The following is a 25,239-nucleotide window of genomic DNA, read 5'->3' on the forward strand; positions in this document are numbered from 1 at the left end:
CTACGTCAGCTCATTGAGCACGAAGGCGACCAAGAATCCTGCCGCGGCGAGCAGGCCCGTGGCCCAGTGATCCTCGTGGAAGGCCTCGGGAATCATGGCGTTGCACACCATCGCCAACAGCGCACCGGCAGCCAGCGAGACAATCACCGCGAGTACCTCCGCCGGAGCATCGGCCAGTAATGCGGCGCCCGCGACAGCAGCCAGCGTGGCGATCACGGTGATTGCCGCCCACAGCCCAAACACCTGACCGGCAGGGCGACCGGACTTCTTCAGCGGGACTGTTCCAGCGAGCCCTTCGGGGATGTTGCTCAAGCCGATAGCCGCAACGATCGCCACTGGGAAGCCGCTGGCGGCGCTGAGTCCGATCACGATTGCTTCAGGAATGCCGTCCAGGAGCGCGCCCACAGCAATCGCCCCGCCGTTGCCACGGGTGGCCCCACCTCGCCTCGCAGTGATGTTGCGCGAGTCGGTGCGCGCTCGCTCGGCTGCCCGCGCCGCGCGCGCCGCGACCAAGCGATCGCCGCCCACGTACAGGAGCGCACCCGCAGCGAAGCCGACAACGACGGGCCACACTCCCCCGCCGTCGGCCGCCTCAGCGACGAGTTCAAGCGCGAGGGTCGCGACCATCACTCCCGCACCAAAAGCCATGACACCCGCGACGACGCGGCGGGGCACGTCCCAGAACCAGCCGATGGCCGCGCCGATGAGCAGCGTGCCAATTCCCATGGCGCTCGCGAGCGCAGCAACTCCGACGTCCATCAGGCCACCATAGCCATGGCCATGAGCCGCGTACGCTTGTGGGCATGCCCACCGCTGATGTGTCCGCCCGCCCCGCCGTCCCCGGAGACGAGGAGGCCATCACTGACATCCAGTTGGCCGCGTGGCGACTCACCCTTGGCGAAGACGCCGTCGACGAACTCCCCCGCGACCAGATCTTGGCGCAGTGGGCATCTGCGATCGAGTCGCCTCCGTCCCGAAAGCACCGCATGTTTATCGCCACGGACGGCCCCAATGTTGTGGGCTTTGCGGCGTTGGCGATGACCGAGATCATTGCCCTCGAGGTCGCCCCCGAGTACCGGCGCCTTGGCCACGGATCGCGCCTGTTGGCCGCCTGCGTCGACACCGTCCGGATTCACGGCGGCGGCGAGATCAAGGCGTGGGCGCTTGAACAGGACGAGGTGCGCACCGCGTTCCTGCGCTCTGCCGGACTGGGCGAGGGCGGCATGCGCCGCGGCATCGACGGACCTGGCGATGAACTCAGCGAGATCCTTTGGAAGGCGACCCTCGTCGATTAGTCGCCCGGGGTGGGGGCTCTAGCGGCCCGCGCGCATCCGCCGGCGCTCGGCGCGGAACAGGTCTGCGGCGTGACGCAGTGACTTTCGGGCCATGGAACGGTCGCGGTTTTCCTCATACGCGTAGGCGACTCGGAACCAGGCTTCCCACTGCTCGGGCTGGGCGTCGACGGCGGCCTTAGCCTCCTCGTACGCGACCTCTGCAGACTCCGGGGTCAGGCGTCCGCTGACTGTGACCTCACCGTCGAAACTCGGAAGTTCCTCACGCTCCTGCAGGTCGCGCGCCATCTTCTGGACGGTCATGCCCAGACGCCACTCAATGATGAGATACCAACCCGCAATGAGTGGCAACACCATCATCGCTACGCCGAGTGCGCGAGCCTGCCACGCATCGGTGTTGATCAGCACCCAGGCGTAGTTCGCGACAAACGCCACGTACAGCGCCAGGATCACCGTCATCGCGACGGCGCCAAGGAACGCGGGTGAGCGCATGAGTCCCATTTACAGGCTCATGTACTGGTCGAGGCCAACGGTCAGTCCCGTGTGGTGACCTACCTCACGCACACCCAGCAACACGCCTGGCATAAACGACACGCGATCAAAGCTGTCGGTGCGGATCGTGAAGGCCTCTCCCTCGTTGCCAAAGAGAATCTCTTCGTGGGCGACCATTCCGCGCAGGCGCACCGCGTGCACGTTGACGCCATCAATATTTGCACCGCGAGCTCCGCCGGGATCGTAGGTGGTGGCATCCGGGCTCGCGCCGAGTCCCGCTGCGGCGCGCGCTGCGGCAATCCCCTGAGCGGTGTGAGTCGCGGTGCCCGAGGGTGCGTCGACCTTGTTGGGGTGATGGAGCTCGACGACCTCTGCGGACTCGAAGTATGGCGCGGCCATTGCCGCGAAGCGCATGGCGAGAACCGCACCGATCGCGAAGTTGGGTGCGATCAGGACACCGAGTTCAGGACGCTCGGCAAGGTGCTCCTGCACTCGACCAAGCGACTCGCTCGTCCATCCCGTGGTGCCGACGACCGCGTGGATGCCAGCATCGATCAGCGCGTGGACGTTGGCCTCGGTCGCGTCGGGAACGGTGAAGTCAACGGCCACGGTGGCGCCCGCGCGGGCAGCGTCAGCGATGTCGTCGCCCACGTCGAGAGATGACACCACTTCCAGGTCCTCAGCGCCAGAGACGGCGTTCACGACGTGGGTTCCCATGCGCCCCGAGGCGCCCAATACTGCGACGTTGATCATGGCGTCTACTCTACGGGCGCATCGACCTTTCCTACACGCACACTGACACGCTCACGCGAGGCGAGGTCCGATGCCAGGGCAACCACGTCATCGGCCGTCACCGCGCGTACTCGATCAAGAGATTCTCCGATTGACCACAGCTCACCTTGGACGAGTTCGGCCTTGCCCAAACGCGACATGCGGGAGTACGAGTCCTCGAGGCGTAGCACGGTGGTTCCGGCAATTTGGCCCTGGGCACGCTCGAGCTCCTCGGCGGTGATGCCCTCTGCCAAGCGTTCCAGTTCGCTTCCTAGCAGGCGTTCGACCTCATCGGCGTTGGTCGGGTTGCACGCGGCATACATGCCCCACAGCCCCGTGTCTGCGCTCGGAGCACCGAACGAGTACACACCGTAGGTGAGCCCGCGCTTTTCCCGGATTTCCTGGAACAAGCGCGATGACATTCCGCCACCGAGAATTGCGTTAGTCACGCCGAGAACCGCGCGGCGCTCGTCGGTGGCACGGAATCCCCGCATGCCGAGGAGCACGTGCGTTTGTTCGAGATCGCGGTCGACCCGCACCTCGGGAACGACGCCGGCCTCCACGTGGGCGAGAGTGTCGCGGCGGTCCAAGGGCGCACGGTTGTCCGTCAGGTCCCAGCCGCCTCGCGCGAGCGCGTCGGCCACCTGTGCGCACACCATGTCGTGGTCGACTCCCCCGGCGGCCGCAATGATGAGTCCTTCGGGAACGTAGTGCTCGCGGTAGTGGTCTTCGACCGCGTCGCGGGTGACGGCGCGGATGATGTCCGGCGTGCCGCCGATGGGACGGCCCAGCGGGTGCCCGTCAAGGACAGCCTGCGTGAAGCGCTCGTGAGCCACGTCACCGGGGTCGTCCTCGCTCATCGCGAGCTCTTCCAAGATGACGCCGCGTTCCATCTCGAAGTCAGCGTCATCGAGCCGGGCCGAGGTCACCATGTCGCAGATCACGTCGATCGCGAGTGCCAGGTCCTGGTCGATCACCCGGGCGTAATAGCAAGTGAACTCCTTGCCCGTCATCGCGTTGGACTCGCCTCCGACGCGGTCAAACTCGACGGCGATGTCTTGCGCACTGCGTCGCTGGGTTCCCTTGAACAGCAAGTGTTCAAGGAAGTGTGTCGAGCCGGCGTGCTCTGGGGTCTCGTCGCGGCTCCCGACGCCAACCCAGGCGCCAACGGTCGCCGACCGCATCCCGGGGATGTGCTCCGTGAGGACTCGCACGCCTCCCGGGAGCACACTGCGGCGTATCACCGCACCATGATCCTGTTCAACGGCGAGATGAGAACCGATGGACTGGGCAGGGACAAGAGGAAGGGCGTGAGGCATACGGGCGAGCCTAACTGCTTGGCGGGTGTGCGGCAGAAACGCCACGAGGGCGGCCCCGGCGAACCGGGACCGCCCTCGTGAGCGTCAGATCAGACGACGATTACTCGCCGGCCTCGTCCGAGTCTGCGGACTCAGCGCCCGCCTCCTCGACGACGCCCAGCGACAGCTTGCCGCGTGGGTCGACCTCGTTGATCTCGACCTGAATCTTCTGGCCGATGGACAGGACGTCCTCAACGTTCTCGACACGCTTGCCACCGACGAGCTTGCGGATCTGCGAGATGTGCAGCAGTCCGTCCTTGCCGGGGCTGAGCGAGATGAAGGCACCGAAGGCAACCGTCTTGACGACAGTTCCCACGAAGCGCTCGCCGACCTCAGGCACGTGCGGGTTAGCGATCGCGTTGATCGCCGAGCGCGCAGCCTCAGCAGCTTCACCGTTGTCGGCGCCGATGAACACGGTGCCGTCGTCCTCGATGGAGATGTCAGCGCCAGTGTCGTCCTGGATCTGGTTGATCATCTTGCCCTTAGGGCCAATGACCTCACCGATCTTGTCGACGGGCACGCGCACCGTGATGATGCGAGGTGCGAACGGGTTCATCTCGTCAGGCTCGGAGATGGCCTCGTTCATGACCGACAGGATGTGCAGACGCGCATCCTTGGCCTGGCCCAAAGCACCGGCGAGGACCGATGCGGGGATGCCGTCGAGCTTGGTGTCCAGCTGGATGGCGGTAATGAACTCGGAGGTACCTGCGACCTTGAAGTCCATGTCACCGAACGCGTCTTCTGCACCGAGGATGTCGGTCAGAGCTGCGTAGCGGGTCTCACCGTCAACAGTGTCGGACACGAGGCCCATAGCGATCCCGGCGACGGGGGCCTTCAGGGGCACACCGGCGTTCAGCATGGCCAGGGTCGATGCGCAGACAGAACCCATCGAGGTCGAGCCGTTGGAGCCCAGTGCCTCAGAGACCTGGCGAATCGCGTACGGGAAGTCCTCACGCGACGGCAGGACGGGAACCAGCGCGCGCTCAGCGAGAGCACCGTGGCCGATCTCGCGACGCTTGGGGGAACCCACACGACCGGTCTCGCCCGTGGAGAAGGGCGGGAAGTTGTAGTGGTGCATGTAGCGCTTCTTCGTCTCGGGGTTAAACGAGTCGATCTGCTGCTCCATCTTGAGCATGTTCAGCGTAGTGATACCCATGATCTGGGTTTCGCCGCGCTCGAAGATGGCGGAGCCGTGCACGCGCGGGATGGGGCCAACCTCGGCCGACAGCGGACGGATGTCCTCGAGGCCACGGCCGTCGATGCGGACGCCGTCCTTGAGGATGCGCTGGCGGATGGTCTGCTTGGTCACGGAGCGAATAGCTGCCGAGACCTCCTTCTCGCGGCCTTCGAACTGCTCAGCGAAGTTCTCGAGTGCGCCAGCCTTGATCTCGTCAAGGCGGTTCTCGCGCTCAGCCTTGTCAGCGATCTGCAGGGCAGCGGTGAGGTCAGCAGCGACGAAGGGCTCGACGGCTGCGAAGACGTCGTCCTGGTAGTCAAGGAAGCGCGGGAACTCCACGGTCTCCTTGGCTGCCTTGCCGGCGAGCTCGGCCTGAGCGTCGCACAGCGACTTGATGAAGGGCTTCGAAGCCTCAAGGCCCTGCGCCACAACCTCTTCGGTGGGTGCCTGGGCACCCTCGGAGATGAGGTTGAAAGCGTCGTCGGTGGCCTCAGCCTCGACCATCATGATGGCGACGTCGTCACCAACCACGCGGCCAGCAACGACCATCTCGAAGACGGCGCGCTGCTTGTCGGAGTAGCGCGGGAACGCGACCCACTGGCCGTCGATGAGTGCCACGCGGACACCACCGATGGGGCCGGAGAACGGCAGACCGGACAGCTGGGTGGACATCGACGCAGCGTTGATTGCGAGGGTGTCGTAAGCGTCGTCGGGGTTGATCGCGAGGACGTCGATGACGACCTGGACCTCGTTGCGCAGGCCGGACACGAAGGACGGGCGCAGCGGGCGGTCAATCAGACGGCACGTGAGGATGGCGTCGGTCGAGGGGCGGCCCTCGCGACGGAAGAACGAACCGGGGATCTTGCCGGCTGCATACGACCGCTCTTCGACGTCCACCGTCAGGGGGAAGAAGTCGAAGCCGTCGCGGGGGTGCTTGCCAGCCGTGGTGGCAGCCAGCAGCATCGTGTCGTTGTCGAGGTAGGCGGCGGTGGAACCGGCGGCCTGCTTGGCGAGGCGACCGGTCTCAAAGCGAACGGTGCGCGTGCCGAAAGAACCATTGTCGATGGTTGCTTCAGCGAACTGAATCTCAGGACCTTCCATGTGGAAGTTGCTCCTTTTCTGTGGAGCAGGCCAGGCGAACATAAGGGACTCGTTGAGTCCGATACTGATCGTCAGTCGACATAGTCAGACGTGCGCCCGCGTCTGATGCGCGGGGATTCTGCCCATCTCCACCGAGGATCAGCGTCCAGCTGCCCTGCCAGGTGTATGAAATTGGGCACCGCCATGAATGGCGGGCCTTGCCCATGCTATCAGTGTGACCGCTTCTGGCGCACGAGTGCGGGCTGGGCGCGCCCCAGCAGATGGCTCACTCATATACATCACGAGCCTCGTGGGGCCGATGCTGTGGTGCCGCATGCGCATGGCTTGCCTAGTTTGTGGGTGCGGCAGGGTGGAGCGGAGTGGCGGCGGGGCGGACGGGTGGGGCGAGGGATCCGTCCAGACAAGCGAAAAGCCCGGCTGCTCGACCTCCGTGAGGAGGGAGCAACCGGGCCGAGCGCGACCGGATCTGCGCGTTAGCGGCGCAGACCCAGGCGCTCAATCAGCGAGCGGTAACGCTCGATGTCGATGCGCTGAAGGTAGTTCAGCAGGTTGCGGCGCTTACCAACGAGGAGCAGCAGGCCACGACGCGAGTGGTGGTCGTGCTTGTGCTCCTTGAGGTGACCGGTGAGGTCGTTGATGCGCTGCGTGAGGAGCGCGACCTGAACCTCAGGCGAACCGGTGTCGCCCTCGACGGTGGCGTACTCGGTCATGATGGACTTCTTGGTGGCTGCGTCAAGAGGCACGGCTCACTCCTTCTGATGTCTTGTTGCACGGAGCTCCCGGGCATGTTCTCCGGGGGCTTGGGATCCGCGGCCGTTTCACGGCGACGTCCCACTATACAGCAAGGAGAAGGCTTCGGGCGAGCCGATGCTGGCTCACCGGGGCGAGATCAGAGCCCTAGCGTGCTGTCCTTCAGCGTACGGCAGCTCTGAGGTGACGGATTCCAGTGCCACAGGCGGAGCCATTAGCGATCCCCAGTCGCGGGTGGCATGTGTGCCCGCCAGGAAGTCCAACGCTGCGAGCAGGTGGTGAGGGCCCACGTGCGGAGCGCCGCGAACCGACAGCGCTTCGCGCGACAGACGGGCCATGTCGAGGTGCAGATGCGCCACGCGTGCACGAGTGCGGCCCACCACGAGCACTCCCCCGGTGTCGAGGGCATCGCTGGCGGCCGCCAACGCCGCCGCTCCGCCGGAGACATCAATCACCACATCCGCGCGTGCCAGCCCCGTGGCGGGATCCAGTGCAGCGTCCGCCCCAAACTCGAGGGCGCGCTGGCGCCGTTGCGGGTCCGGCTCGACGATGGTGATCGACGATGCACCCGCCTCCGCCACCATCGCGACGGCCACGAGGCCCTGCATGCCTGCTCCAAGAACGAGCACACGCTTGCCCGCAAGCGGCCCAGCCGTGTCGATCACCGAGCAGACACTAGCCACTGCACACCCAGCAGGTACGGCAATCATGTCCGGGATGCTGCGCGGCACTATCGCCACGACCGCGGTGGGCGGTAGCACTGCATGCGTGGTGAGGCTGCCGCTCAGGGCGACCTCAGCATCCGCCTGCGCCTCGCCCAGGACCGTAGGGTTGCGGCAGGCTCTCCCCGTAGCGCACCCCTGGCACCGCCCACAGCCGGCGTTGCGCCCCCACACCACTCGCATACCTGGTGCCAAGAGCGTGCCATCGGCAGCAACGGCGGCTTCCCCCCGGCCAATTGCTTCAATGACCCCGACTCCTTCATGCCCCAGCACTGCTGGGTGAGCGCCCGCGTGCTGCTGCTCCACCATGTCGACCACGCATCCGCACACGGCACCGAAGTGCATCGCGACCAAGATCTCCCCTGGAGAGAGATCTGGAACCGGGAGGGTCAAAGTGTCGAGCACGGCACCGTCATGGGAGACGAGTGCGCGCGCGGTGACCGCAACGGCGGCGTGGGGAGCAGGCATGTGCTGGACCTTGCCGGACCAGGGCCGATGCGCACAACCGGCACACTCGATCCTCGCCTGACATTCACCGCTAGTTCACACCTTTGTCACTCACGGTGCCATTTAGGTGTCGCGATGTTCACAAACTAGCTGTCGCTGTCGCCTTCTGCGGACGCCTCATACCGGTCCAGGTGAGGCCGCTGTGGCTCGGGGAGAACGGTGCCCGCGGTCGAGTCCCACGCGTCCTGCCACGAGCCATCTTCCATCGATGCTTCGAGGGTGTCGTTGATCCACGCGCGGAACTCGTCGTCGTCATGCGCGACGCCAATGCCGTAAGGCTCGGCGGTGAAGGGCGCACCCACAATCCGGAACTGACCATCGGACTCGTCCGCGTACCCAGCGAGGATCACGTCATCGGTTGTCACGACGTCCACTTGGCCGGTGCGCAGTGGCTCAAGGCAGTCGGAGTAGTCGTCGAACAGCACAACCGATGCGTCCGGGGCAACGCGACCGATCGTGACAGCTGCGGTTGAGCCGGCCACGGTGCAGACCTGTTTGCCGTCCAAATCCAGCGGGGACGCGATGTCGACATCGTCCTTGCGAGTCATCAGCGTCTGGCCTGCGACGTAATAAGGACCGGCAAAGCCGACCTTCTCTTTGCGTTCCTCGCTAATTGTGTAGGTCGCGACGATGAGGTCGACCTTGCCGTTCACGAGGAGGTTCTCGCGCTCATCGCTCGGCGCCTCGACCCAGGTGATGCCCGACTCGTCGATGTCTAGGGCGTCGGCAACAATGCGCGCTACCTCGACATCGAAACCCTGGGGAACACCCTCGGAATCGAGTTCGCCGAAGAGGGGCTGATCGTGCTTGACGCCGATCGTAATCTCCCCCGACTCAGCAAGGCTGGACATGGTCGAGTCGCTTGGGTACTCATCGGCCGAGCAGGCGCTCAGCGCCGCCACGAGAGCGATAGCACCGGCGATCACGCCGCCTCGCACAACTGTTCTCATCATCGATATCGTTCATCCCCTCTGCGGCACGAGAGTACACGTGAGCGCAGCAGCTATGGGGCTTCGTCGTGCCATGTATGTCACACCGCGGGGGCGCCGCCCGCCTGAGTGGGGGCCGCGGCGGGCTTGGCTCCGGCGGAACTGTGGCGCATACGGCCCTCGAGCCAGGTCGCCAAGCGCGACACTGCCATGTTCACGCCGATGTAGATGACAGCAGCCGCGAGGATCAGCGGCACCACCGAGCTGTTGCCGAAGAAGTTGTACAGGTTCTTGGTCACGGTCAGCAGCTCGACGTACGCGATGATGAAGCCCAGCGAGGTGTCCTTCAAGAGCACCACGATCTGGCTGATCAGCGCGGGCAACATGATGCGGACCGCTTGCGGGAGCTGGATTCGCATCATGGTTTGCAGCGGCGTCAGGCCGATGCTGAGGCCTGCCTCGCGTTGCCCGGAAGGCAGCGCCGCGATGCCAGCGCGCAGGATTTCCGCCACCACGGCCGTGTTATAGACCACGAGACCAAGGACAACAGCCCAGAGCGGACTGAGGTTGAGGGCGAGCACACCAAAGTAGATGATGAGCAGCACGGGGATGCCGCGGAAGATGTGAGTAAAGCCGTATGCCGGGTAGCGCACCCAGCGCGTGGGCGCCTGACGTGCGATGGTCAGCATCAGCGCGAAGACGACCACAATCGGCACCGCGATGACGACAGCCTTCATTGTTCCGAGGATGAGTCCATCCCACAGAAGGCGCTGCCACACCTCGAGACCGGAGAAGCCCTTGTCTCCGGCCCACAACACCTGCCAGCGGTCATCAAAGATGCCGCGGCGGTAAGCGTCGAACGCGAACCAAGCGATCGCGCCCAAAATCACGATGGAGAAAATCACCGTGTAGAGCTTGTCCCGGACGATGGCCTTGGGGCCCGGGATGTCGTAAAGAACCTGCTGCTTTTCGCTCATCGCGCCACCGCCACCTTCGACTCGAGGTTCTCCGCTGCGACGGACAAGGGCACCGTCATCACCAGGTACGCCAATCCAACCCCGAAGAAGATCCCAATAACGTCACCGGGATTGCCGTTGGACAAGCGGTTCGCGATCGCGGTGAGCTCCGTCGTGGCAAAGCCTGCCGCGACGGACGTGTTCTTGATGTGGGCAATGTAAACGTTGATCAGCGGCGGAACGACGGACCTAAAGGCTTGGGGCAGCACCACTGTCGACAGGGACTGCACAAAGGTCAGGCCTACACTCCGGGCCGCTTCTGCCTGGCCCACTCCCACGGAGTTGATACCCGAGCGAACCGCTTCACAGACGAAGGTTGAGGTGTACAGCGTCATCGCCAAGATCGCCATGGGAATGCCGAGCGGAACAACCAAGCCAAGCAACTGCGGCGACGCGGTGACAAGGAACAGGAACAGGAGCGTCAATGGCGTGTTGCGAATGATGTTCACATACGCCGTGGCGAACGAACGCAAGGGGCCAATCGGAGACACGCGGAATGCCGCGAGCGTCACGCCCCAGGCGAACGACAGCACACCTGCCGCTGTCGCGATCCACAGTGTGGTCAGGAAGGCCCGCCACAGTAGATCGAAGTTTTCGAGAAGTGCTCCCATGTCCCCAGTTCCTCAAGAGGTGTGCGGGTGGGGCCCGGCGCCGTATGCGCCGAGCCCCACCTCACAACGGTTACGTCAGTGGATCAGTAGCGGTCTACCGACGGAACCTCAGGCTCCGGCAGCACGGTGCCAGCCGAGCCATCCGCGTTCCAGGCCTCGAGCCAGCGTCCGTCCTCGAAGATCTCTTCGAGCACGTCGTTGATCCAGTCGCGGAACTCATCGTCCTCGAGACCCACACCGATGCCATAGGGCTCCTCAGTGAAGGGCTCACCAGCAATAGCGAACTCGCCGTCGGACTCATCCACGTAGCCAGCAAGGATCACGTTGTCGGTGGTGACAACGTCGACCTGGCCGTTACGCAGCGGCTCGAGGCAGTCGGTGTAAGCACCGAACAGCACGAGGTTCGCGTCGGGGTAGTTCTCGTCGATGTTCGCGGCGGGAGTCGAGCCCTCGACCGAGCAGACGTTCTTGCCCGACAAGTCGTCAGGGCCAGCGATGTCGGAGTTGTCCGCCATCACCATCAGCGACTGACCAGCGTTGTAGTACGGGCCGGCGAACGACACGACTTCCTTGCGCTCATCGTTGATCGTGTAAGTAGCGACAACCATGTCGACCTGGCCACCCTCGATGAAGGGCTCGCGGTTGGCTGAAACAGTCTCAACCCACTCAATGCTGTCTGCGGAAATTCCGAGCTCTTCCGCGATGATCGTGCCGATGTTGACATCGAAGCCGACCGGGGCGCCGTCAGGGCCCACGAGTCCGAACAGGGGCTGGTCGAACTTGGTGCCGATGGTGATCGATCCGGCGTCGGACAGGGCTGCCATGGTGGAGCCTTCGGGGAAGTCGCCCGAAGCAGCTTCTTCGGAGCCTCCATCGTCAGAACTGCAGGCGGACAGTGCGAGCACTGCTGCGGCGCCCAGCGCCGCCACCTTGGTCTTCGTGAACATGCGGTGTTCTCCTCTCATCAGCTACGGACGGACAGTCCGCAACACTTCTGTGACGCGTCAGTGCGTCAAAATCTTGGACAGGAAGTCCTGGGCGCGGTGTGACTGCGGGTTGGTGAAGAACTCCTCTGGGGTGTTCTCTTCCTGAATCTTGCCGTCAGCCATAAAGACGACTCGGTTCGCGGCCTTGCGAGCGAAGCCCATCTCGTGCGTGACGACGATCATCGTCATGCCTTCCCTCGCGAGGTCGGTCATGACGTCGAGGACCTCGTTGATCATCTCCGGGTCAAGCGCGGAGGTGGGTTCATCGAAGAGCATCACCTTGGGATGCATCGCGAGCGAACGAGCGATAGCAACACGCTGCTGCTGGCCGCCCGACAATTGTGCAGGGTACTTATCCGCCTGGTTGGCGACCCCCACGCGCTCAAGGAGTTCCATGGCCTCGGACTCGGCCTGCTTCTTCGACATCTTGCGGACCTTAATGGGTCCGAGCGTCACGTTCTCGAGGATCGTCTTGTGCGCAAAGAGATTAAAGGACTGGAAAACCATCCCGACATCCGCGCGCAACTTTGCAAGCGGACGCCCTTCAGCGGGCAACGGAGTGCCGTCGATCTCGATGAGTCCGTCGTCGATTGACTCAAGACGGTTGATGGCGCGACACAAGGTCGACTTACCCGACCCTGAGGGCCCAATCACCACCACGACTTCACCGCGCTTGACGGTCATGTTGATGTCATTGAGGACGTGCAAGTCCCCAAAGTGCTTATTGACGTGCTCTAGCCTGACGAGCGCCTGTGCTCCGCTGTCGGGCGAGCCGATTGAGGCATCGTCCATTCTGTGACCTTAGCGGCTTTAGCAGGCATATGGGCGGCTTTAATCAAGTTGTAACACGCGGCGGCACCACGCTACGTCTGCCGCCAAGGCATCGGTGAGCGCTTCTACGGAACCGAAGTCCAGCATCGGCCGGTGCCACTTCACCAGGTCGAAGGCGACTTCCACGTCGTAAAGGTCCAAACCATCTCGATCCATAACGAAGCCCTCAACACGCAGACCTGCCACTCCGACGGTGTAATTGAAGCCAATGCTGATGGCCGTGGGCATCGACTCGCCGACCAGCGACTCCGCCGCAGCGTTGTCGCGAGCGTCAAGCACGGTCAGCCATCCGGCGTAGACACCGTGACGGGGAATCATGCCGCCCGTGACGCCAAGGTTTGCGGTGGGAAAGCCGATCTCGCGGCCCAATTTGTCGCCGTGCTCAACGACGCCGCGCACGCGATGTGGGCGGCCTAGAATCTTCGCGGCCTCTTCAAGGTCACCGGACTCAAGCAGGTCTCGAACCCAGGTCGATGACCACCGCCGACCGGCTTCAGTCACCGCGCACGCGTCGGAAATCACGTCCGTCTCAAAGCCAAGCGTGGAACCCAGCGCACGCATCGTGCCCACATCGCCGGCATTACCGCGGCCAAAGCGGGTGTCCTGACCCACAACGACGGTCTTCGCGTTCAGCCCCTCAACGAGCCAGCGCCGCACAAACTCCTGCGGCGTCTGTTGCGCGAACTCGAGCGTGTAGTTCACCACGAGCACTGCGTCGAGACCTGTCTGGCGCAGGCGGTCCAGTTTGTCCTCGAGCCCTGTGATGAGTTCGGGAGGGTGCGCGGGGTCGTGGACGGCCTTGGGGTGCGGATCAAACGTCATAGCGACGGCGATCTGCCCGCGCTCGCGAGCATCGGCCACCATTCGTTCAAGGACGGCTTGGTGACCGCGGTGGACTCCGTCGAAGTTGCCGATCGTGACGGCTGCCGGGCCTGAGTCAGCCGGGATATCGGCGAGGGAGTGCCAGATCTGCATGGCGCCTATTGTGCCCGATGCTTCTCCGCGCTCCTAGCGGGCGTCCAGCATGATCAACGCGAGCTTGCTGGGCTCGAGTGCGTCGACGGCGTGGGGCAGGCGCGTCGTCAGGTGAATCACGCCGCCGGGCACCAGTTCTTCCGTGCGACCGTCAGCCGTGATGGTGAGCCTTCCTTCGAGCACCATCAGCAGCACGGGCATCGCCGCCGTGTGTTCGGTCAGGATCTGTCCCTCATCGAAGGCGAAGAGCACAATGCGCGACCCATCGGCCTTGAGGACAGTGCGCGACACCGTTGACTCCGGCTGCACCGAAACCAAACTCGCAAGCTCTTCCACCCCTGTCATGGCCCCGGCAGGCGTTTCGCTTGCGCCGAGCATGGAGGGGCGGGCCGATGCTGGGGTTGGGTCAGTCATGAGGGGTCTCCTTGAGTGGGGTCCTCATCAGATTAGGCACGGTGCGTATCCAGCACATCGGACGTACGTCCCGGGGCGAGCGCTAAGACTGAGAAGGCTTGAAGACGATCTCTGCCTTCACGCGACCCTTGACCTGGCGCACGATCGCCACCAACTCGCCATCCGGGTCAAGCCCTGCGAGAGGACCGTCCCACTTGAAGTCTTCGGTGTCGTCGAACTGTTGGCCAAAGCCTAGGGTTCTCGCCTCACGCTCAGTGAGAGCGCGGACCGGAAGGATGTCGGCACCCGCAGAGCCCATCGACAGGCGCGGGACCTCTCCCCCGCCGTCAACGACCCCGCCGAGTTGCTCGAGGGTCATCGCGTCCGTAACCTCGAAGTCGCCGACGCTGATGCGGCGCAGCGCAGTGAGGTGACCGCCCACGCCGACGGCGGCACCCAAGTCGCGTGCCAGTGCACGGACATAGGTGCCAGATGACACATCGACGCGCACGTCGAGGTCGATGAAGGGGCCTTCGCGGCGGGCGCCGGTCACCTTGAATTCGTGAACCGTGACGGGGCGCGCTGGGATGTCGACGTCCTCGCCGTCGCGTACACGCTTGTAAGCGCGCTCGCCGTTAATCTTGATGGCGCTCACGGCGCTTGGGACCTGCTGGATATCGCCGGTCAACTCAGCCACGGCATCGGCGATCTGCTCCTGCGTAACACCCGCGGCATCAGCCTCAGCCACGACGTCGCCTTCGGCATCGTCGGTGACGGTGCTCTGACCCAAACGAATGGTCGCGGTGTACGTCTTGTCGTGGCCTACGACGTAGGTCAAGAGTTTGGTGGCCTTACCGATGCCAATGACCAGCAGGCCAGTCGCCATCGGGTCCAACGTGCCGGCGTGGCCCACCTTGCGGGTGCCCGCCAGGCGACGCATTCGTCCGACGACGTCGTGCGAGGTCCACCCCGCGGGCTTGTCAACGAGGACAATTCCCGGGGTGGGCTCGTCCTTAGCGCCCTTCGCCATCCTCATCCGAGTCAGCGCGCGTGCGGTAAGGGTCCTCGTCGCCCGCATACTTCGCGTTCTCGCGGAGGCGACGCAATTCCTCGTCACGCTGGTGGGCCTCATGAAGAGCCTTGTCCAACGTGGCCGCGGTCTCGGGGACCGCGTCGAGGTGGAACTCGAGGGTGGGCGTGAGTCGGATACCCAACTCACGGCCCACCAGCGAGCGCAGCCGGCCCTTCGACGAGGCGAGGGCGGCGGCCGTAGCCGCGCGCTCCTCTTCCCCGCCGTAGACCGTATAGAACACGGACGCCTGCTGAAGATCGCCGGTGACGCGAACATCGGTCACCGTCACGAAGCCCAGTCGTGGGTCCTTGATTTCGGTCTCAAGCGCGCGGGCCACCAATTTCTTGATGGTTCCCGCGAGCTTGAGCGCCCGTGCACTGTCTGCCATTAGTTCCTCGGAATCTCAACCATCTCGAAGGTTTCGATGATGTCGCCCACCTGGATGTCATTGAACTTACCGAGTCCAATACCGCACTCGTAGCCGTCCTTGACCTCGGTGGCGTCATCCTTGAAGCGGCGCAGGGTGTCGATCGTGGGCTCGCCGATGACGACGCCCTCGCGGACCACCTTTGCCTTGGCGTTGCGAACGATCTTTCCGCTGCGCACCAAGCAACCGGCAATGTTGCCGAACTTGGAGGAACGGAAGATCTCCATGATCTCTGCTCCACCGACCTGACGCTCTTCGTACTCCGGCTTGAGCATGCCCTTGAGCGACGCCTCGACGTCCTCGATGGCACGGTAGATAACCGAGTAGAAGCGCATGTCCACGCCCTCGCGGTCTGCGAGGTCCTGCACACGCTCGGCGGGACGGACGTTGAAGCCCAGGATGATCGCGTTGTCGACCGTTGCCAGGTTCACATCGTTCTGCGTCACAGCACCCACACCACGGTGGATGATGCGCAGGTCGACATCGTCGCCCACATCGATCTGGAGCAGCGCGTCCTCGAGTGCCTCGACGGCACCGGAAACGTCACCCTTGATGATGAGGTTGAGCGTGTCGACCTTGCCGTCCTCGATGGCCTTGTTGAGGTCTTCGAGGCTGATGCGCTTGCGACGCTTGGCCAGCTGAGCAGCACGCTGTGCGGCTTCACGCTTCTCGGCAATCTGACGCGCCGTGCGGTCGTCGTCAGAGACCAGGAAGGTGTCACCGGCGCCAGGCACCGACGTCAGACCGATGACCAGCACCGGACGTGCCGGAGTGGCCTCCTGAACGGGATTGTCGTGCTCATCGAACATGGCGCGGACACGGCCGTGAGCCGTTCCCGCGACGATCGAGTCACCGACACGCAGCGTTCCGGAGTTAACCAGCACCGTTGCGACTGCACCGCGGCCCTTGTCCAGGTGCGCCTCGACTGCGACACCGCGGGCGTCCTTGTCGGGGTTGGCACGCAGGTCAAGGCCGGCGTCTGCGGTCAGCAGCACCGCCTCAAGCAGCTTGTCGATGTGCAGGTTCTCGCGAGCGGAGACCTCGACGAACATCGTGTCGCCGCCCCACTCCTCGGAAACCAGGTTGTACTCGGTCAGCTGCTGGCGGATCTTGTCCGCGTTTGCGCCTTCCTTGTCGATCTTGTTGATCGCGACAACGATCGGCACGTCAGCTGCCTGAGCGTGGTTCAGGGCCTCAATGGTCTGCGGCATCACACCGTCATCGGCAGCGACCACGAGGATCGCAATGTCGGTGACCTCGGCACCACGGGCACGCATGGCGGTGAACGCCTCGTGACCCGGGGTATCGATGAACGTGATGGCGCGAGTGATGCCCTCGTGCTCGTGGTGAACCTGGTACGCACCGATGTGCTGGGTGATACCGCCGGCCTCGCCGGAGATGACGTCTGCCTGACGGATCGAGTCCAGGAGGCGCGTCTTACCGTGGTCAACGTGACCCATGACGGTGACGACCGGAGGACGAGCCTCAAGAACGTCATCGCCTTCAGCCTCAAGCTCAGCCTCAATGTCCAGGCCGAAGTCCTCGAGCAGCTCGCGGTCCTCTTCCTCAGGCGAGACGATCTGGATCTTGTAACCCAGTTCGGCGCCCAAGGTCTCGAACGTGTCCTGGTCGAGCGACTGCGTGGCCGTTGCCATCTCACCGAGGTGGAAGAGCACGGTCACGAGCGACGCGGGATTGACGTCAATCTTCTCGGCGAAGTCCGTAATGGTCGCACCGCGACGCAAACGGATCAGCGTGTTGCCATCACCGCGAGGGATCTGCACGCCGCCGACTGCTGGAGCCTGCTGCTGCTCGTACTCGGCCCGCTTGGCACGCTTGCTCTTACGCGAGCGTGCAGGACGGCCTCCCTGGCGCCCGAAGGCACCAGCAGTACCGCCACCGCGGCCACGACCACCAGCTGCCGGACGGCCACCAGGGCCACCGAAGCCGGGACGACCACCAGGACCGCCGCCGGGACGACCACCGGGGCCGCCACCAGGACGTCCACCGAAGCCACCGGGTGCCTTCTGAGGCATCTGGCCGGGAGTCGGGCGTGCACCGCCGCGACCGCCGCCGCCACCGGGTCCACCAGCGCCGCCGGGTCCACCAGGACCACGACCGCCGGGTCCACCCTGCCCGCCCTGACCGCCGCCACCAGGGCGAGGTCCGGGACGGTTGGTCTGGAACGGGTTGTTGCCTCCCGGACGCGGACGGGGGCGTGGGCCCGCCGAACGCTCCGAGAACGGGTTGTTGCCGCCGGGCTTGGGGCGCGGCTTCGGCATGTCTGCCGGGGTCGGCGCACCGGGCTTCGGCGCAGCCTTGTCGGCAGGCTTAGGCGCGGGCTTGCCGGCAGGCTTGTCAGCGCCCTTGTCTGTGGCAGCGGCGGGGGCCGATGCTGCAGGGGCTTCGGGTGCGGGTGCCTCCTGCGCAGCGGGAGCCTCGGGCTCCGGCGCAGCAGGCTTGGGGCTTGGCTTGGGGCCAGGCTTGGGTGCGGCCTTCTTCGCGACTGGCTTCTTCGCAGGGGCAGCCGACTTCTTGTCAGCGGCGCCAGCGGGGAAAGCTTCGCGGGCTTTACGCACTACAGGGGCTTCGAGCGTCGAGGAGGCTCCCTTGACGTACTCGCCCATGTCATTGAGCTTGGCGATCAGGTCCTTACTCGGAATACCGAGTTCCTTCGCGATCTCGTGAACGCGGGGCTTTGCCACAATTCTCCTGTCTCGGTCCGACCGAGGCAGGGGTCGAACCGTCGTTACTGGTGGGTACTCATCGTGAGGGACTCATCGGATGACCATGGGCTTTCATCCCAACTTGTTGACGATCGGTGGACGGTGCTGAAGAACCTGGCAATCCCACTGCAGAGGTGTCGGCACCCGGTGAGCGCAGGGCTCTACCAAAGGCGCGTCGCCTATGAGCGAGGTCCAGACATGTCGCGTCGGGGTGCAGCCACGCTCCCCGACCCGGCTTGGTCGCGGTCTCATCGACAATCACGCGATCGCCGTCAAGAACCAGACGCATCAGAACCGACCGAGGTGCCGTCTCCTTGCATCCCACGCACGTGCGCATCGGCTCTAATGAGCCTCCTGCGGGCGTGCGGGAGTTACCGGACATGGCTTCTCGGCCTCTCTAGTCTAGCGGTTCGCGGCTTGAGCCCGAACCGCGGCGTGTTGTCAGCGGCGTGCGACGGGCGATTCCGGGTCCTCATCGGAACGGATATCGATGCGCCAGCCCGTGAGACGAGCGGCCAGGCGGGCGTTCTGCCCTTCCTTGCCAATGGCCAGCGACAAGTGGAAGTCGGGAACGACCACGCGGGCGGCGCGTTCTTCCTCATCCACCACCGTGACCGAGACCACGCGGGAAGGCGACAGTGCGTTGCCAACAAACTGCGCGGGGTCGTCATCCCAGTCCACGATGTCGATCTTTTCGCCGTGCAGTTCGCTCATGACGGCGCGCACGCGCGATCCCATGGGGCCAATGCAGGCGCCCTTAGGGTTCACACCCGGCACCGTGGCGCGGACGGCCATCTTGGTGCGGTGACCAGCTTCCCGGGCGAGCGACATGATTTCGACCGTGCCGTCAGCGATCTCAGGCACCTCGAGTTCAAAGAGTCGGCGCACAAGGTTGGGGTGCGTGCGCGACAGCGTGATCGACGGGCCCTTGTTGCCGCGAGTCACCTCGAGCACATATCCGCGGAGGCGTTCGCCGTGAGTGTAGGTCTCCGTCGGCACCTGCTCGTGCTGCGGCAGTACGGCTTCCACATCACCAATGTCGACGTGAACGTTGCGAGGGTCAGCCGCCTGCTGAATGACACCGGACACCAGGGTCCCGGCACGTTCGGCGTAAGTGCCCAGCACCTGGTCGTCACCCGCCTGGCGCAGTCGCTGAACGATGACCTGGCGTGCGGTCATCGTGGCGATGCGGCCAAAGTCCTTGGGGGTGTCGTCGAACTCGGGCATGTCACGAGCATCGACCCCTGCTTCGAGGTCAACCTCCTCACGCGCGAAGATCGTCACGCGACCGCTGGTGCGGTCCACGTGCGCACGCGCCTCCCGGTAAGCGCCCGGCGTCTTGTGGTACGCCGACACCAGCGCCTGCTCGATCGCGTCGATCAGGACGTTGAGCGAAATCTCACGTTCCCGCTCCAGGCCCTTCAGGGCCGCCATATCAATGTCCATCAGTCCTCCTGCTGGCGTGAGGGAAACCCCACGCGTCAATTGCGATCGTTAGTCGAGACGCTTCAGTTCAACAACGATGTGGGCGCTTTCCACGTCGGCCAAAGCCACCTCACGCGCACCGGAATCAGTGTCCAGTTCGAGCCTGTCTCCCGTCACCTCACGAAGGCGACCCTTGATGGTCTCTCCCCCGGTCACGAGTTCCACGAGACGCGTGCGCGCTCGCATGAAGTGGCGACGCTCGGTGAGCGGCCGGTCCGTGCCTGGCGTCGACACCTCCAACACGTACGGCGTGGAAGGCACGTTCGCCTCGTCGAGCGCAGCACCAATAGCGCGAGATGCGTCCGCGACTGCGTCGAGTTCTGCGCTACCGGTGCGGTCTTCTGGAAGGTCAACCGTGACAAGCACCTTGGTGCGCTTGCCAGCGGGAGACACGTGCACTCCATCGAGCTCCAGACCGGCCTGCTGGGCGGCTGGGCCCGCGAGGTCGGCAATTCGGCTGTCTAGGTCCATGGGCCATTCGCCTCCTCGCGTGCGGGTGCACGCTTCCGTTGCTGAAGTTCGTCTGCGCCATTCTACCGGTGACACGTGGAATCATGGCCGCCATGACTCGGTCCGTTTTCGCGATGCGCTCTGTCGCCGCTGTCGCCGCCATCGCCATGCTTGCGGGATGCTCATGGCGACTCGAAACGCCCGAGCCGGACTGGCCCACCCCAGACGCAGAAACCCTCATGCGTGATGCCGCCGCCCAGCGCGAACAGGACGTCATCGAGGCGATCGACGCGCAGGACAGTTCCGCGAGTCAGGAGGCATCCGTCCTCGCGGACCTCGAGGTCAACGACGCGCCAACGAGGCTCGAAGCCCTGGGTGGGGTCTACGTCCCCTACCCCGACGCTTCCGCGTCCCCCACGCCGTCCGTATCGGCTAACGCCACCACAGTCCCCGACGCCGTCCTTGCCGCCCAAGAAGGCCACTTTGGTGACGCACTGACGACTGAGGACGACAACCTCGCTGTCATCACAGCATCGGCCGGACTGTCCCACGCTTTGAGCCGTTGGTATGCCACCTGGGTGACGGACGTAGTCGCGGCGGTCGACCAGCCGGTATCCGCGGAACGTTTGCTTGAGTCCGAGACTCTCGAAGGGGAAACGCTTGTGCCGACCGCGCCCGCTTTGGACGCTGCAACCGTCACAGACCTTGCGCTGGCTCACGACCAGGCGGGATACCTCTACGAGGTCCTCGCGGCGCGGTCTGCGGACACCGAGCGCGAGCAGTGGCTCGCCCGGCGCGACATTCAACGAGACCGCGCCGCCGCCCTCATTGCACTACCAGGCGTCGACGACCTCCGTAAAGCGACATACGTCACCGCGACCCGTGAATTGCCGGACGCCGCCGCCCGCACGCAGGCGGCCCAGACGGAGGAACTGGCAATCGGCGAGACCTACGCGACACTGGCGGCCGGCGCCGATGTGTCCGACCTGCCATGGCTCCTCAGCGGAGCCTTTGACGCCTACGCGCAAGCAGGCGCGTATGGCGACGCGACGGTGGAGGTACTGGCCGTGCCAGCCCTGCCAGGCGTCGCGAGCCCCTAAACCGGACTAGCCCTGAACAGCTGAGGCGACGCGGCGCGCCACCTCGGCCACAGCATCGGCCACCGGAAGGTTCTCTGACTCCCCCGTGGCCCGGGTCTTGAGTTCAACGACACCGTCTGCAAGTCCGCGTCCGGCGACCAGAATGAACGGCGCGCCGATCAGCTCTGCGTCCTTGAACTTCACGCCCGGAGACACCTTGGGACGGTCGTCGTAGAGCACCTCTGCACCCTGCGACTCCAGTCCCGATGCCAGCTCTTCCGCAGCCTCGAAGATCTGAGGGTCCTTGCCCGTTGCCATCACGTGAACGTGGAACGGTGCGACGTGCGCGGGCCACTTGAGACCCAGTTCGTCGTTGTGGAGCTCTGCCAGGAGCGCCATCACACGGGTGACGCCGATGCCGTACGAGCCCATCGTGACGACCTGCTGCTTGCCGTTGACGTCGAGCACCTTGAGGTCGAGCGCCTCGGCGTATTTGCGTCCGAGCTGGAAGATGTGGCCGATCTCAACGCCGCGCGCGAGCTCGAGCGGGCCCGAGCCGTCCGGGGCCGGGTCGCCTGCACGGACCGACGCAGCCTCGATGGTCCCGTCGCCAACGAAGTCGCGGCCAGCGGTGAGTTCGAAGACGTGCTTGCCGGCCTCGTCAGCTCCGGTGATCCACCGGGTGCCGGGGACGATGCGGGGGTCAAGAAGATACGGAATCGCCGTGTCGTTCTCGTCACCGCGCTCCACGCCGTCCGCTCGGTGCTGTGGGCCCAGAACTCCGGGGCCGATGTAGCCCTTGACGAGTTCGGGGTGCTTGGCGAAGTCGGCCTCCGTCGCAGCCTCGACGTCGTTGGGGGCCAGTGCAGCCTCCACGCGCGCCATGTCAGCGTCACGGTCGCCGGGGACACCGACCACGAGGAGCGAACGCTCCCCCGCCGGGGTCGTCACGGCGAGGACAACATTCTTCAAGGTGTCCGCCGCGGTCCACTCCCGGTCAGGGCGCGGGTGCTCAGCATTGGCGACGGCCACGAGGGTGTCGATCGTGGGGGTGTCGGGGGTGTTCTCGACGTGCGCGGCAGGGGCGTCTGCCCAGTCGATCGCGTCGGGTACGGGGGTGGTCACGGCCTCGACGTTCGCGGCGTATCCACCGGGCGAGCGGACGTAGGTGTCCTCGCCAATCTCGGTGGGAGCGAGGAACTCCTCGGAACGCGAACCGCCCATTGCGCCCGATGTTGCGGCCACGATGACGTATTCCAGACCGAGTCGGTCGAACACGCGGATGTAGGCCGCGCGCTGGGCCTCATACGATGCCTCGAGACCCTCGTCGTCGATGTCGAACGAGTACGCGTCCTTCATGATGAACTCGCGTCCGCGCAGGAGTCCCGCGCGAGGGCGCGCCTCGTCGCGGTACTTGGTCTGGATCTGGAACAGCGACAGCGGCAAGTCCTTGTACGACGAGTACAGGTCCTTCACGAGGAGGGTAAACATCTCCTCATGCGTGGGCGCCAACAGCATGTCGGAGCCCTTGCGATCGTGCAGGCGGAACAGGTTGGGACCGTACTCTTCCCAGCGGCCCGTGGCTTCGTAGGGCTCGCGCGGCAGAAGCGCCGGGAAGTGCACCTCCTGGCTTCCTGCACGCTCCATCTCTTCGCGCACCACGGCCTCGACCTTGGCGAGCACCTTGAGACCTAGCGGCAGCCACGAGTAGATACCCGGCGCCGCGCGACGGATGTAACCCGCCCGGAGGAGAAGTTTGTGCGAGGCGACCTCGGCATCGGCCGGGTCCTCACGGAGGGTGCGCAGAAAGAGTGTGGACATGCGAAGCATGGGGCCAAGCCTAGTGCGGGCGGCCGATGCTGCGGTTCAGAACCAACGCAGAAGTACGGCCTGGAGGTGGCGAATGCCAAAAGCCCGCCGAGTATGTACGGCCAGGGGAGAACGTCAGCGAGCGTGATAACTGTCCGTTGCTGACGCGTCAGAACATGATCGTCGCGAAGGCTCCATGCCGGTCGAAGCCCACTGCGTCGTACGCGGCGACGGCGGGCTCGTTGAAGTCGTTGACGTACAGCGAGACTGTCGGCGCGTGGTGCGCTCTTACGCCGTCGATGACGGCTCCAAGCCCAGCCCGCGCGAGACCCCGTCCGCGCAACGACGGGTGCACCCACACACCCTGAAGCTGCGCAACTCCCCCGCCAAGGGCCCCAACTTCTGCCTTGAAGACGACTTCCCGGCGCCCCTCGATGTCACCAAACTGGACGTAAGCCCGTCCGGCACGGATCAGGTAGTGCAGCCGATCCTCGTAGGCGGCGCGGCCGTGCCGCATGGGGTCATAGCCAACCTCACCGATGAACATGTGAACACACGCGGGCAGGAGGCGTTCATAGTCGATCTCCCGGGCAGGGCGCACCGCTTCGAGGTTGAGGTCTGCGACATCGAGCGCTCCCACGGTGCGGGCGGGCCCTGTAATCGACATCGACACCTGATGCGGCCGCACTTCGCGGGCCGGAGCCCACCACGGCTCAACCCTGCCCCACAGATCGAGGGTGATTTCTGCAGGCCCAACCATGGCCGCGGGGCGCGTGAGCCGGCCAATGATCGCCGCGGCCAGGTCTGCGCGAACGTCGTCGTCCTCACTCAGGTCCCCGGACGACGGCAAGACGTATGTCAGGTTTGCGCCGCCCCACACCAGTCCAATGAGCGAGCGGGACCAGCCGGACCGGCGCCGCACGGCCCACAAACCCGCGGGCACCACACCCGAGGCGAGCGCGACCTCCACGTGCATCGCGGGGACCACATTCGTGACGGGATCGGCCGCACACAGCGCGGCCATCTCCTCCAAGTCACGCCGCTGCGCCGGCGCCAGCACATGCTGAGCGCGCCGGAGCAGCGAATCGGTCATGACGTGGCAACCACCTCAGGCGACGAGCCCTCTTCGGTCTCCATCGTCTCTGCGATGCGCATGGCCTCTTCGATGAGGGTTTCCACGATCTGCGACTCTGGCACGGTCTTGATGACCTCGCCCTTGACGAAAATCTGGCCCTTGCCGTTACCGGATGCGACGCCGAGGTCTGCCTCACGGGCTTCACCGGGACCGTTCACGACGCAACCCATGACGGCGACGCGCAACGGAACTTCCATGCCTTCAAGACCGGCGGTGACCTTCTCCGCGAGTTCGTAGACGTCAACCTGCGCGCGGCCACACGAGGGGCACGACACGATCTCGAGCTTGCGCTCCTTGAGGTTAAGCGACTGCAGGATCTGAATGCCTACCTTGACTTCCTCGACAGGCGGCGCGGACAGCGAGACGCGAATGGTGTCGCCGATGCCCTGGCTCAGCAGTGCTCCGAAGGCCGTCGCGGACTTGATGGTCCCCTGGAACGCCGGGCCGGCCTCCGTCACTCCGAGGTGCAGGGGCCAGTCACCGCGCTGCGACAGCAGTTCGTAGGCCTTGACCATCACGACAGGGTCGTTGTGCTTGACGGAAATCTTGAAGTCGTGGAAGTCGTGCTCTTCGAACAGGCTCGCCTCCCACACTGCGGACTCCACGAGTGCCTCGGGCGTGGCCTTGCCGTACTTCTCAAGCAGCCGCGGGTCAAGAGATCCGGCATTCACGCCGATGCGCAAGGACGTTCCGTGGTCCTTGGCCGCCTGGGCGATCTCCTTGACCTGGTCGTCAAACTTGCGGATGTTGCCAGGATTGACGCGCACGGCGGCGCAACCAGCCTCGATCGCCTTGAAGACGTACTTGGGCTGGAAGTGGATGTCGGCGATCACGGGGATCTGCGACTTCTTCGCAACTGCGGGGAGCGCGTCAGCGTCATCCTGAGTAGGACACGCAACACGCACGATGTCGCAACCGGCAGCCGTGAGCTCCGCGATCTGCTGGAGCGTCGAGTTGATGTCGTGAGTCTTCGTGGTGGTCATCGACTGCACGCTCACGGGCGCGTCGCCACCGACATACACATCACCGACCTTGATTTTGCGCGTCTTACGGCGCGGGGCAAGAGTAGGGGCGGGCATGGCCGGCATTCCGAGTCCGATAGCAGTCACGGGTTCATTATCTCCTTCAACGTCTCACCACAGTGC

General features: G+C 64.8%; 25 protein-coding genes. 2 read left to right on the plus strand and 23 right to left on the minus strand.

All coding sequences use genetic code 11. The annotated features are described in order from the left end of the window. Nucleotides 1-759, minus strand: a complete 759-nt coding sequence (locus AOP74_RS00670) for a ZIP family metal transporter (protein WP_061960411.1) — start codon at nucleotides 757-759, stop codon at nucleotides 1-3. A gap of 44 nt (nucleotides 760-803) precedes the next feature. On the opposite strand from AOP74_RS00670, the gene AOP74_RS00675 reads away from it, so the two are divergent. Beyond that, nucleotides 804-1,295, plus strand: a complete 492-nt coding sequence (locus AOP74_RS00675; RefSeq protein WP_061960412.1) for a GNAT family N-acetyltransferase — start codon at nucleotides 804-806, stop codon at nucleotides 1,293-1,295. An 18-nt stretch (nucleotides 1,296-1,313) separates the two neighbouring features. On the opposite strand, the gene AOP74_RS00680 is transcribed toward AOP74_RS00675, so the two are convergent. The 19 genes from AOP74_RS00680 to rimP form a co-directional block, all read right to left on the minus strand. Then, complete coding sequence (locus AOP74_RS00680) at nucleotides 1,314-1,793, minus strand: hypothetical protein (protein WP_061960413.1); 480 nt, start codon at nucleotides 1,791-1,793, stop codon at nucleotides 1,314-1,316. Beyond that, nucleotides 1,794-2,537: a 4-hydroxy-tetrahydrodipicolinate reductase gene (gene dapB / locus AOP74_RS00685; protein ID WP_061960414.1), complete on the minus strand. Its 744-nt coding sequence runs from the start codon at nucleotides 2,535-2,537 to the stop codon at nucleotides 1,794-1,796. It abuts the gene before it with no gap. 5 nt (nucleotides 2,538-2,542) lie between these two features. Next, complete coding sequence (locus tag AOP74_RS00690) at nucleotides 2,543-3,874, minus strand: M16 family metallopeptidase (RefSeq protein ID WP_061960415.1); 1,332 nt, start codon at nucleotides 3,872-3,874, stop codon at nucleotides 2,543-2,545. A gap of 100 nt (nucleotides 3,875-3,974) precedes the next feature. After that, nucleotides 3,975-6,191, minus strand: coding sequence for a polyribonucleotide nucleotidyltransferase (locus tag AOP74_RS00695; RefSeq protein ID WP_061960416.1), 2,217 nt, complete (start codon nucleotides 6,189-6,191; stop codon nucleotides 3,975-3,977). A gap of 473 nt (nucleotides 6,192-6,664) precedes the next feature. Beyond that, the gene (rpsO, locus tag AOP74_RS00700) at nucleotides 6,665-6,934 is read right to left on the minus strand and encodes a 30S ribosomal protein S15 (protein WP_061960417.1); all 270 of its coding nucleotides are present in this window, start codon (nucleotides 6,932-6,934) and stop codon (nucleotides 6,665-6,667) included. Nucleotides 6,935-7,066: 132 nt separating this feature from the next. Next, on the minus strand, nucleotides 7,067-8,131 hold the full coding sequence (locus tag AOP74_RS00705; protein ID WP_061960418.1) for an alcohol dehydrogenase catalytic domain-containing protein: 1,065 nt from the start codon (nucleotides 8,129-8,131) through the stop codon (nucleotides 7,067-7,069). Nucleotides 8,132-8,256: 125 nt separating this feature from the next. Then, complete coding sequence (locus tag AOP74_RS00710; protein WP_061961851.1) at nucleotides 8,257-9,120, minus strand: glutamate ABC transporter substrate-binding protein; 864 nt, start codon at nucleotides 9,118-9,120, stop codon at nucleotides 8,257-8,259. A gap of 80 nt (nucleotides 9,121-9,200) precedes the next feature. Beyond that, the gene (locus AOP74_RS00715) at nucleotides 9,201-10,076 is read right to left on the minus strand and encodes an amino acid ABC transporter permease (RefSeq protein WP_061960419.1); all 876 of its coding nucleotides are present in this window, start codon (nucleotides 10,074-10,076) and stop codon (nucleotides 9,201-9,203) included. After that, nucleotides 10,073-10,726, minus strand: coding sequence for an amino acid ABC transporter permease (locus tag AOP74_RS00720; protein WP_061960420.1), 654 nt, complete (start codon nucleotides 10,724-10,726; stop codon nucleotides 10,073-10,075). The genes AOP74_RS00715 and AOP74_RS00720 overlap by 4 nt, the downstream gene beginning before the upstream one ends. Before the next feature lie 83 nt (nucleotides 10,727-10,809). Further along, nucleotides 10,810-11,673, minus strand: a complete 864-nt coding sequence (locus tag AOP74_RS00725; protein ID WP_061960421.1) for a glutamate ABC transporter substrate-binding protein — start codon at nucleotides 11,671-11,673, stop codon at nucleotides 10,810-10,812. Nucleotides 11,674-11,730: 57 nt separating this feature from the next. After that, nucleotides 11,731-12,504 (minus strand): amino acid ABC transporter ATP-binding protein, encoded by a 774-nt coding sequence (locus tag AOP74_RS00730; protein ID WP_061960422.1) that lies wholly within the window; start codon nucleotides 12,502-12,504, stop codon nucleotides 11,731-11,733. A gap of 39 nt (nucleotides 12,505-12,543) precedes the next feature. Continuing rightward, entirely contained in the window at nucleotides 12,544-13,518 is a 975-nt protein-coding gene (locus AOP74_RS00735) for a bifunctional riboflavin kinase/FAD synthetase (protein WP_061960423.1), read from the minus strand. Between the two features lie 33 nt (nucleotides 13,519-13,551). Further along, a complete protein-coding gene (locus AOP74_RS00740; RefSeq protein WP_236683687.1) occupies nucleotides 13,552-13,932 on the minus strand; it encodes a cupin domain-containing protein in 381 nt (126 codons plus the stop codon). 82 nt (nucleotides 13,933-14,014) lie between these two features. After that, nucleotides 14,015-14,941, minus strand: a complete 927-nt coding sequence (truB, locus tag AOP74_RS00745; protein ID WP_061960424.1) for a tRNA pseudouridine(55) synthase TruB — start codon at nucleotides 14,939-14,941, stop codon at nucleotides 14,015-14,017. Further along, the gene (gene rbfA, locus AOP74_RS00750; protein WP_061960425.1) at nucleotides 14,925-15,371 is read right to left on the minus strand and encodes a 30S ribosome-binding factor RbfA; all 447 of its coding nucleotides are present in this window, start codon (nucleotides 15,369-15,371) and stop codon (nucleotides 14,925-14,927) included. The genes truB and rbfA overlap by 17 nt, the downstream gene beginning before the upstream one ends. Then, a complete protein-coding gene (gene infB / locus AOP74_RS00755) occupies nucleotides 15,371-18,115 on the minus strand; it encodes a translation initiation factor IF-2 (RefSeq protein WP_061960426.1) in 2,745 nt (914 codons plus the stop codon). The genes rbfA and infB overlap by 1 nt, the downstream gene beginning before the upstream one ends. Before the next feature lie 58 nt (nucleotides 18,116-18,173). Next, nucleotides 18,174-18,518, minus strand: coding sequence for a YlxR family protein (locus AOP74_RS11995; RefSeq protein WP_082095910.1), 345 nt, complete (start codon nucleotides 18,516-18,518; stop codon nucleotides 18,174-18,176). Nucleotides 18,519-18,577: 59 nt separating this feature from the next. Beyond that, complete coding sequence (gene nusA, locus AOP74_RS00760) at nucleotides 18,578-19,582, minus strand: transcription termination factor NusA (RefSeq protein ID WP_061960427.1); 1,005 nt, start codon at nucleotides 19,580-19,582, stop codon at nucleotides 18,578-18,580. A 48-nt stretch (nucleotides 19,583-19,630) separates the two neighbouring features. Next, nucleotides 19,631-20,092, minus strand: a complete 462-nt coding sequence (rimP, locus tag AOP74_RS00765) for a ribosome maturation factor RimP (protein ID WP_061960428.1) — start codon at nucleotides 20,090-20,092, stop codon at nucleotides 19,631-19,633. Nucleotides 20,093-20,184: 92 nt separating this feature from the next. On the opposite strand from rimP, the gene AOP74_RS00770 reads away from it, so the two are divergent. Next, complete coding sequence (locus AOP74_RS00770; RefSeq protein ID WP_152649105.1) at nucleotides 20,185-21,171, plus strand: hypothetical protein; 987 nt, start codon at nucleotides 20,185-20,187, stop codon at nucleotides 21,169-21,171. 6 nt (nucleotides 21,172-21,177) lie between these two features. On the opposite strand, the gene AOP74_RS00775 is transcribed toward AOP74_RS00770, so the two are convergent. From AOP74_RS00775 to ispG, 3 genes are all read right to left on the minus strand, one after another. Continuing rightward, a complete protein-coding gene (locus AOP74_RS00775; protein WP_061961853.1) occupies nucleotides 21,178-22,971 on the minus strand; it encodes a proline--tRNA ligase in 1,794 nt (597 codons plus the stop codon). A 157-nt stretch (nucleotides 22,972-23,128) separates the two neighbouring features. Then, complete coding sequence (locus AOP74_RS00780; protein WP_061960430.1) at nucleotides 23,129-24,052, minus strand: GNAT family N-acetyltransferase; 924 nt, start codon at nucleotides 24,050-24,052, stop codon at nucleotides 23,129-23,131. Continuing rightward, nucleotides 24,049-25,182, minus strand: coding sequence for a flavodoxin-dependent (E)-4-hydroxy-3-methylbut-2-enyl-diphosphate synthase (gene ispG, locus AOP74_RS00785; protein WP_061960431.1), 1,134 nt, complete (start codon nucleotides 25,180-25,182; stop codon nucleotides 24,049-24,051). Before ispG ends, AOP74_RS00780 begins: the two co-directional genes overlap by 4 nt. Between the last annotated feature and the right edge of the window lie 57 nt (nucleotides 25,183-25,239).

This window comes from Demequina flava, assembly GCF_000975035.1.
Lineage (GTDB): Bacteria > Actinomycetota > Actinomycetes > Actinomycetales > Demequinaceae > Demequina > Demequina flava.

Excerpts from the sequence above, each read along its gene's own strand:
- AOP74_RS00670 (WP_061960411.1), bottom strand. The coding sequence starts at position 759 with ATGGACGTCGGAGTTGCTGCGCTCGCGAGCGCCATGGGAATTGGCACG.
- AOP74_RS00735 (WP_061960423.1), bottom strand. The coding sequence starts at position 13,518 with ATGCAGATCTGGCACTCCCTCGCCGATATCCCGGCTGACTCAGGCCCG.
- dapB (WP_061960414.1), bottom strand. The coding sequence starts at position 2,537 with ATGATCAACGTCGCAGTATTGGGCGCCTCGGGGCGCATGGGAACCCAC.
- AOP74_RS00725 (WP_061960421.1), bottom strand. The coding sequence starts at position 11,673 with ATGTTCACGAAGACCAAGGTGGCGGCGCTGGGCGCCGCAGCAGTGCTC.
- truB (WP_061960424.1), bottom strand. The coding sequence starts at position 14,941 with ATGGCGAAGGGCGCTAAGGACGAGCCCACCCCGGGAATTGTCCTCGTT.
- AOP74_RS00705 (WP_061960418.1), bottom strand. The coding sequence starts at position 8,131 with ATGCCTGCTCCCCACGCCGCCGTTGCGGTCACCGCGCGCGCACTCGTC.
- AOP74_RS00770 (WP_152649105.1), top strand. The coding sequence starts at position 20,185 with ATGACTCGGTCCGTTTTCGCGATGCGCTCTGTCGCCGCTGTCGCCGCC.
- AOP74_RS00715 (WP_061960419.1), bottom strand. The coding sequence starts at position 10,076 with ATGAGCGAAAAGCAGCAGGTTCTTTACGACATCCCGGGCCCCAAGGCC.
- rimP (WP_061960428.1), bottom strand. The coding sequence starts at position 20,092 with ATGGACCTAGACAGCCGAATTGCCGACCTCGCGGGCCCAGCCGCCCAG.
- rbfA (WP_061960425.1), bottom strand. The coding sequence starts at position 15,371 with ATGGCAGACAGTGCACGGGCGCTCAAGCTCGCGGGAACCATCAAGAAA.
- AOP74_RS00775 (WP_061961853.1), bottom strand. The coding sequence starts at position 22,971 with ATGTCCACACTCTTTCTGCGCACCCTCCGTGAGGACCCGGCCGATGCC.
- AOP74_RS00690 (WP_061960415.1), bottom strand. The coding sequence starts at position 3,874 with ATGCCTCACGCCCTTCCTCTTGTCCCTGCCCAGTCCATCGGTTCTCAT.
- ispG (WP_061960431.1), bottom strand. The coding sequence starts at position 25,182 with ATGCCGGCCATGCCCGCCCCTACTCTTGCCCCGCGCCGTAAGACGCGC.
- AOP74_RS00780 (WP_061960430.1), bottom strand. The coding sequence starts at position 24,052 with ATGACCGATTCGCTGCTCCGGCGCGCTCAGCATGTGCTGGCGCCGGCG.
- AOP74_RS00680 (WP_061960413.1), bottom strand. The coding sequence starts at position 1,793 with ATGGGACTCATGCGCTCACCCGCGTTCCTTGGCGCCGTCGCGATGACG.
- AOP74_RS00730 (WP_061960422.1), bottom strand. The coding sequence starts at position 12,504 with ATGGACGATGCCTCAATCGGCTCGCCCGACAGCGGAGCACAGGCGCTC.
- AOP74_RS00740 (WP_236683687.1), bottom strand. The coding sequence starts at position 13,932 with ATGACTGACCCAACCCCAGCATCGGCCCGCCCCTCCATGCTCGGCGCA.
- AOP74_RS00675 (WP_061960412.1), top strand. The coding sequence starts at position 804 with ATGCCCACCGCTGATGTGTCCGCCCGCCCCGCCGTCCCCGGAGACGAG.
- AOP74_RS00710 (WP_061961851.1), bottom strand. The coding sequence starts at position 9,120 with ATGAGAACAGTTGTGCGAGGCGGCGTGATCGCCGGTGCTATCGCTCTC.
- nusA (WP_061960427.1), bottom strand. The coding sequence starts at position 19,582 with ATGGACATTGATATGGCGGCCCTGAAGGGCCTGGAGCGGGAACGTGAG.
- AOP74_RS00695 (WP_061960416.1), bottom strand. The coding sequence starts at position 6,191 with ATGGAAGGTCCTGAGATTCAGTTCGCTGAAGCAACCATCGACAATGGT.
- AOP74_RS11995 (WP_082095910.1), bottom strand. The coding sequence starts at position 18,518 with ATGTCCGGTAACTCCCGCACGCCCGCAGGAGGCTCATTAGAGCCGATG.
- AOP74_RS00720 (WP_061960420.1), bottom strand. The coding sequence starts at position 10,726 with ATGGGAGCACTTCTCGAAAACTTCGATCTACTGTGGCGGGCCTTCCTG.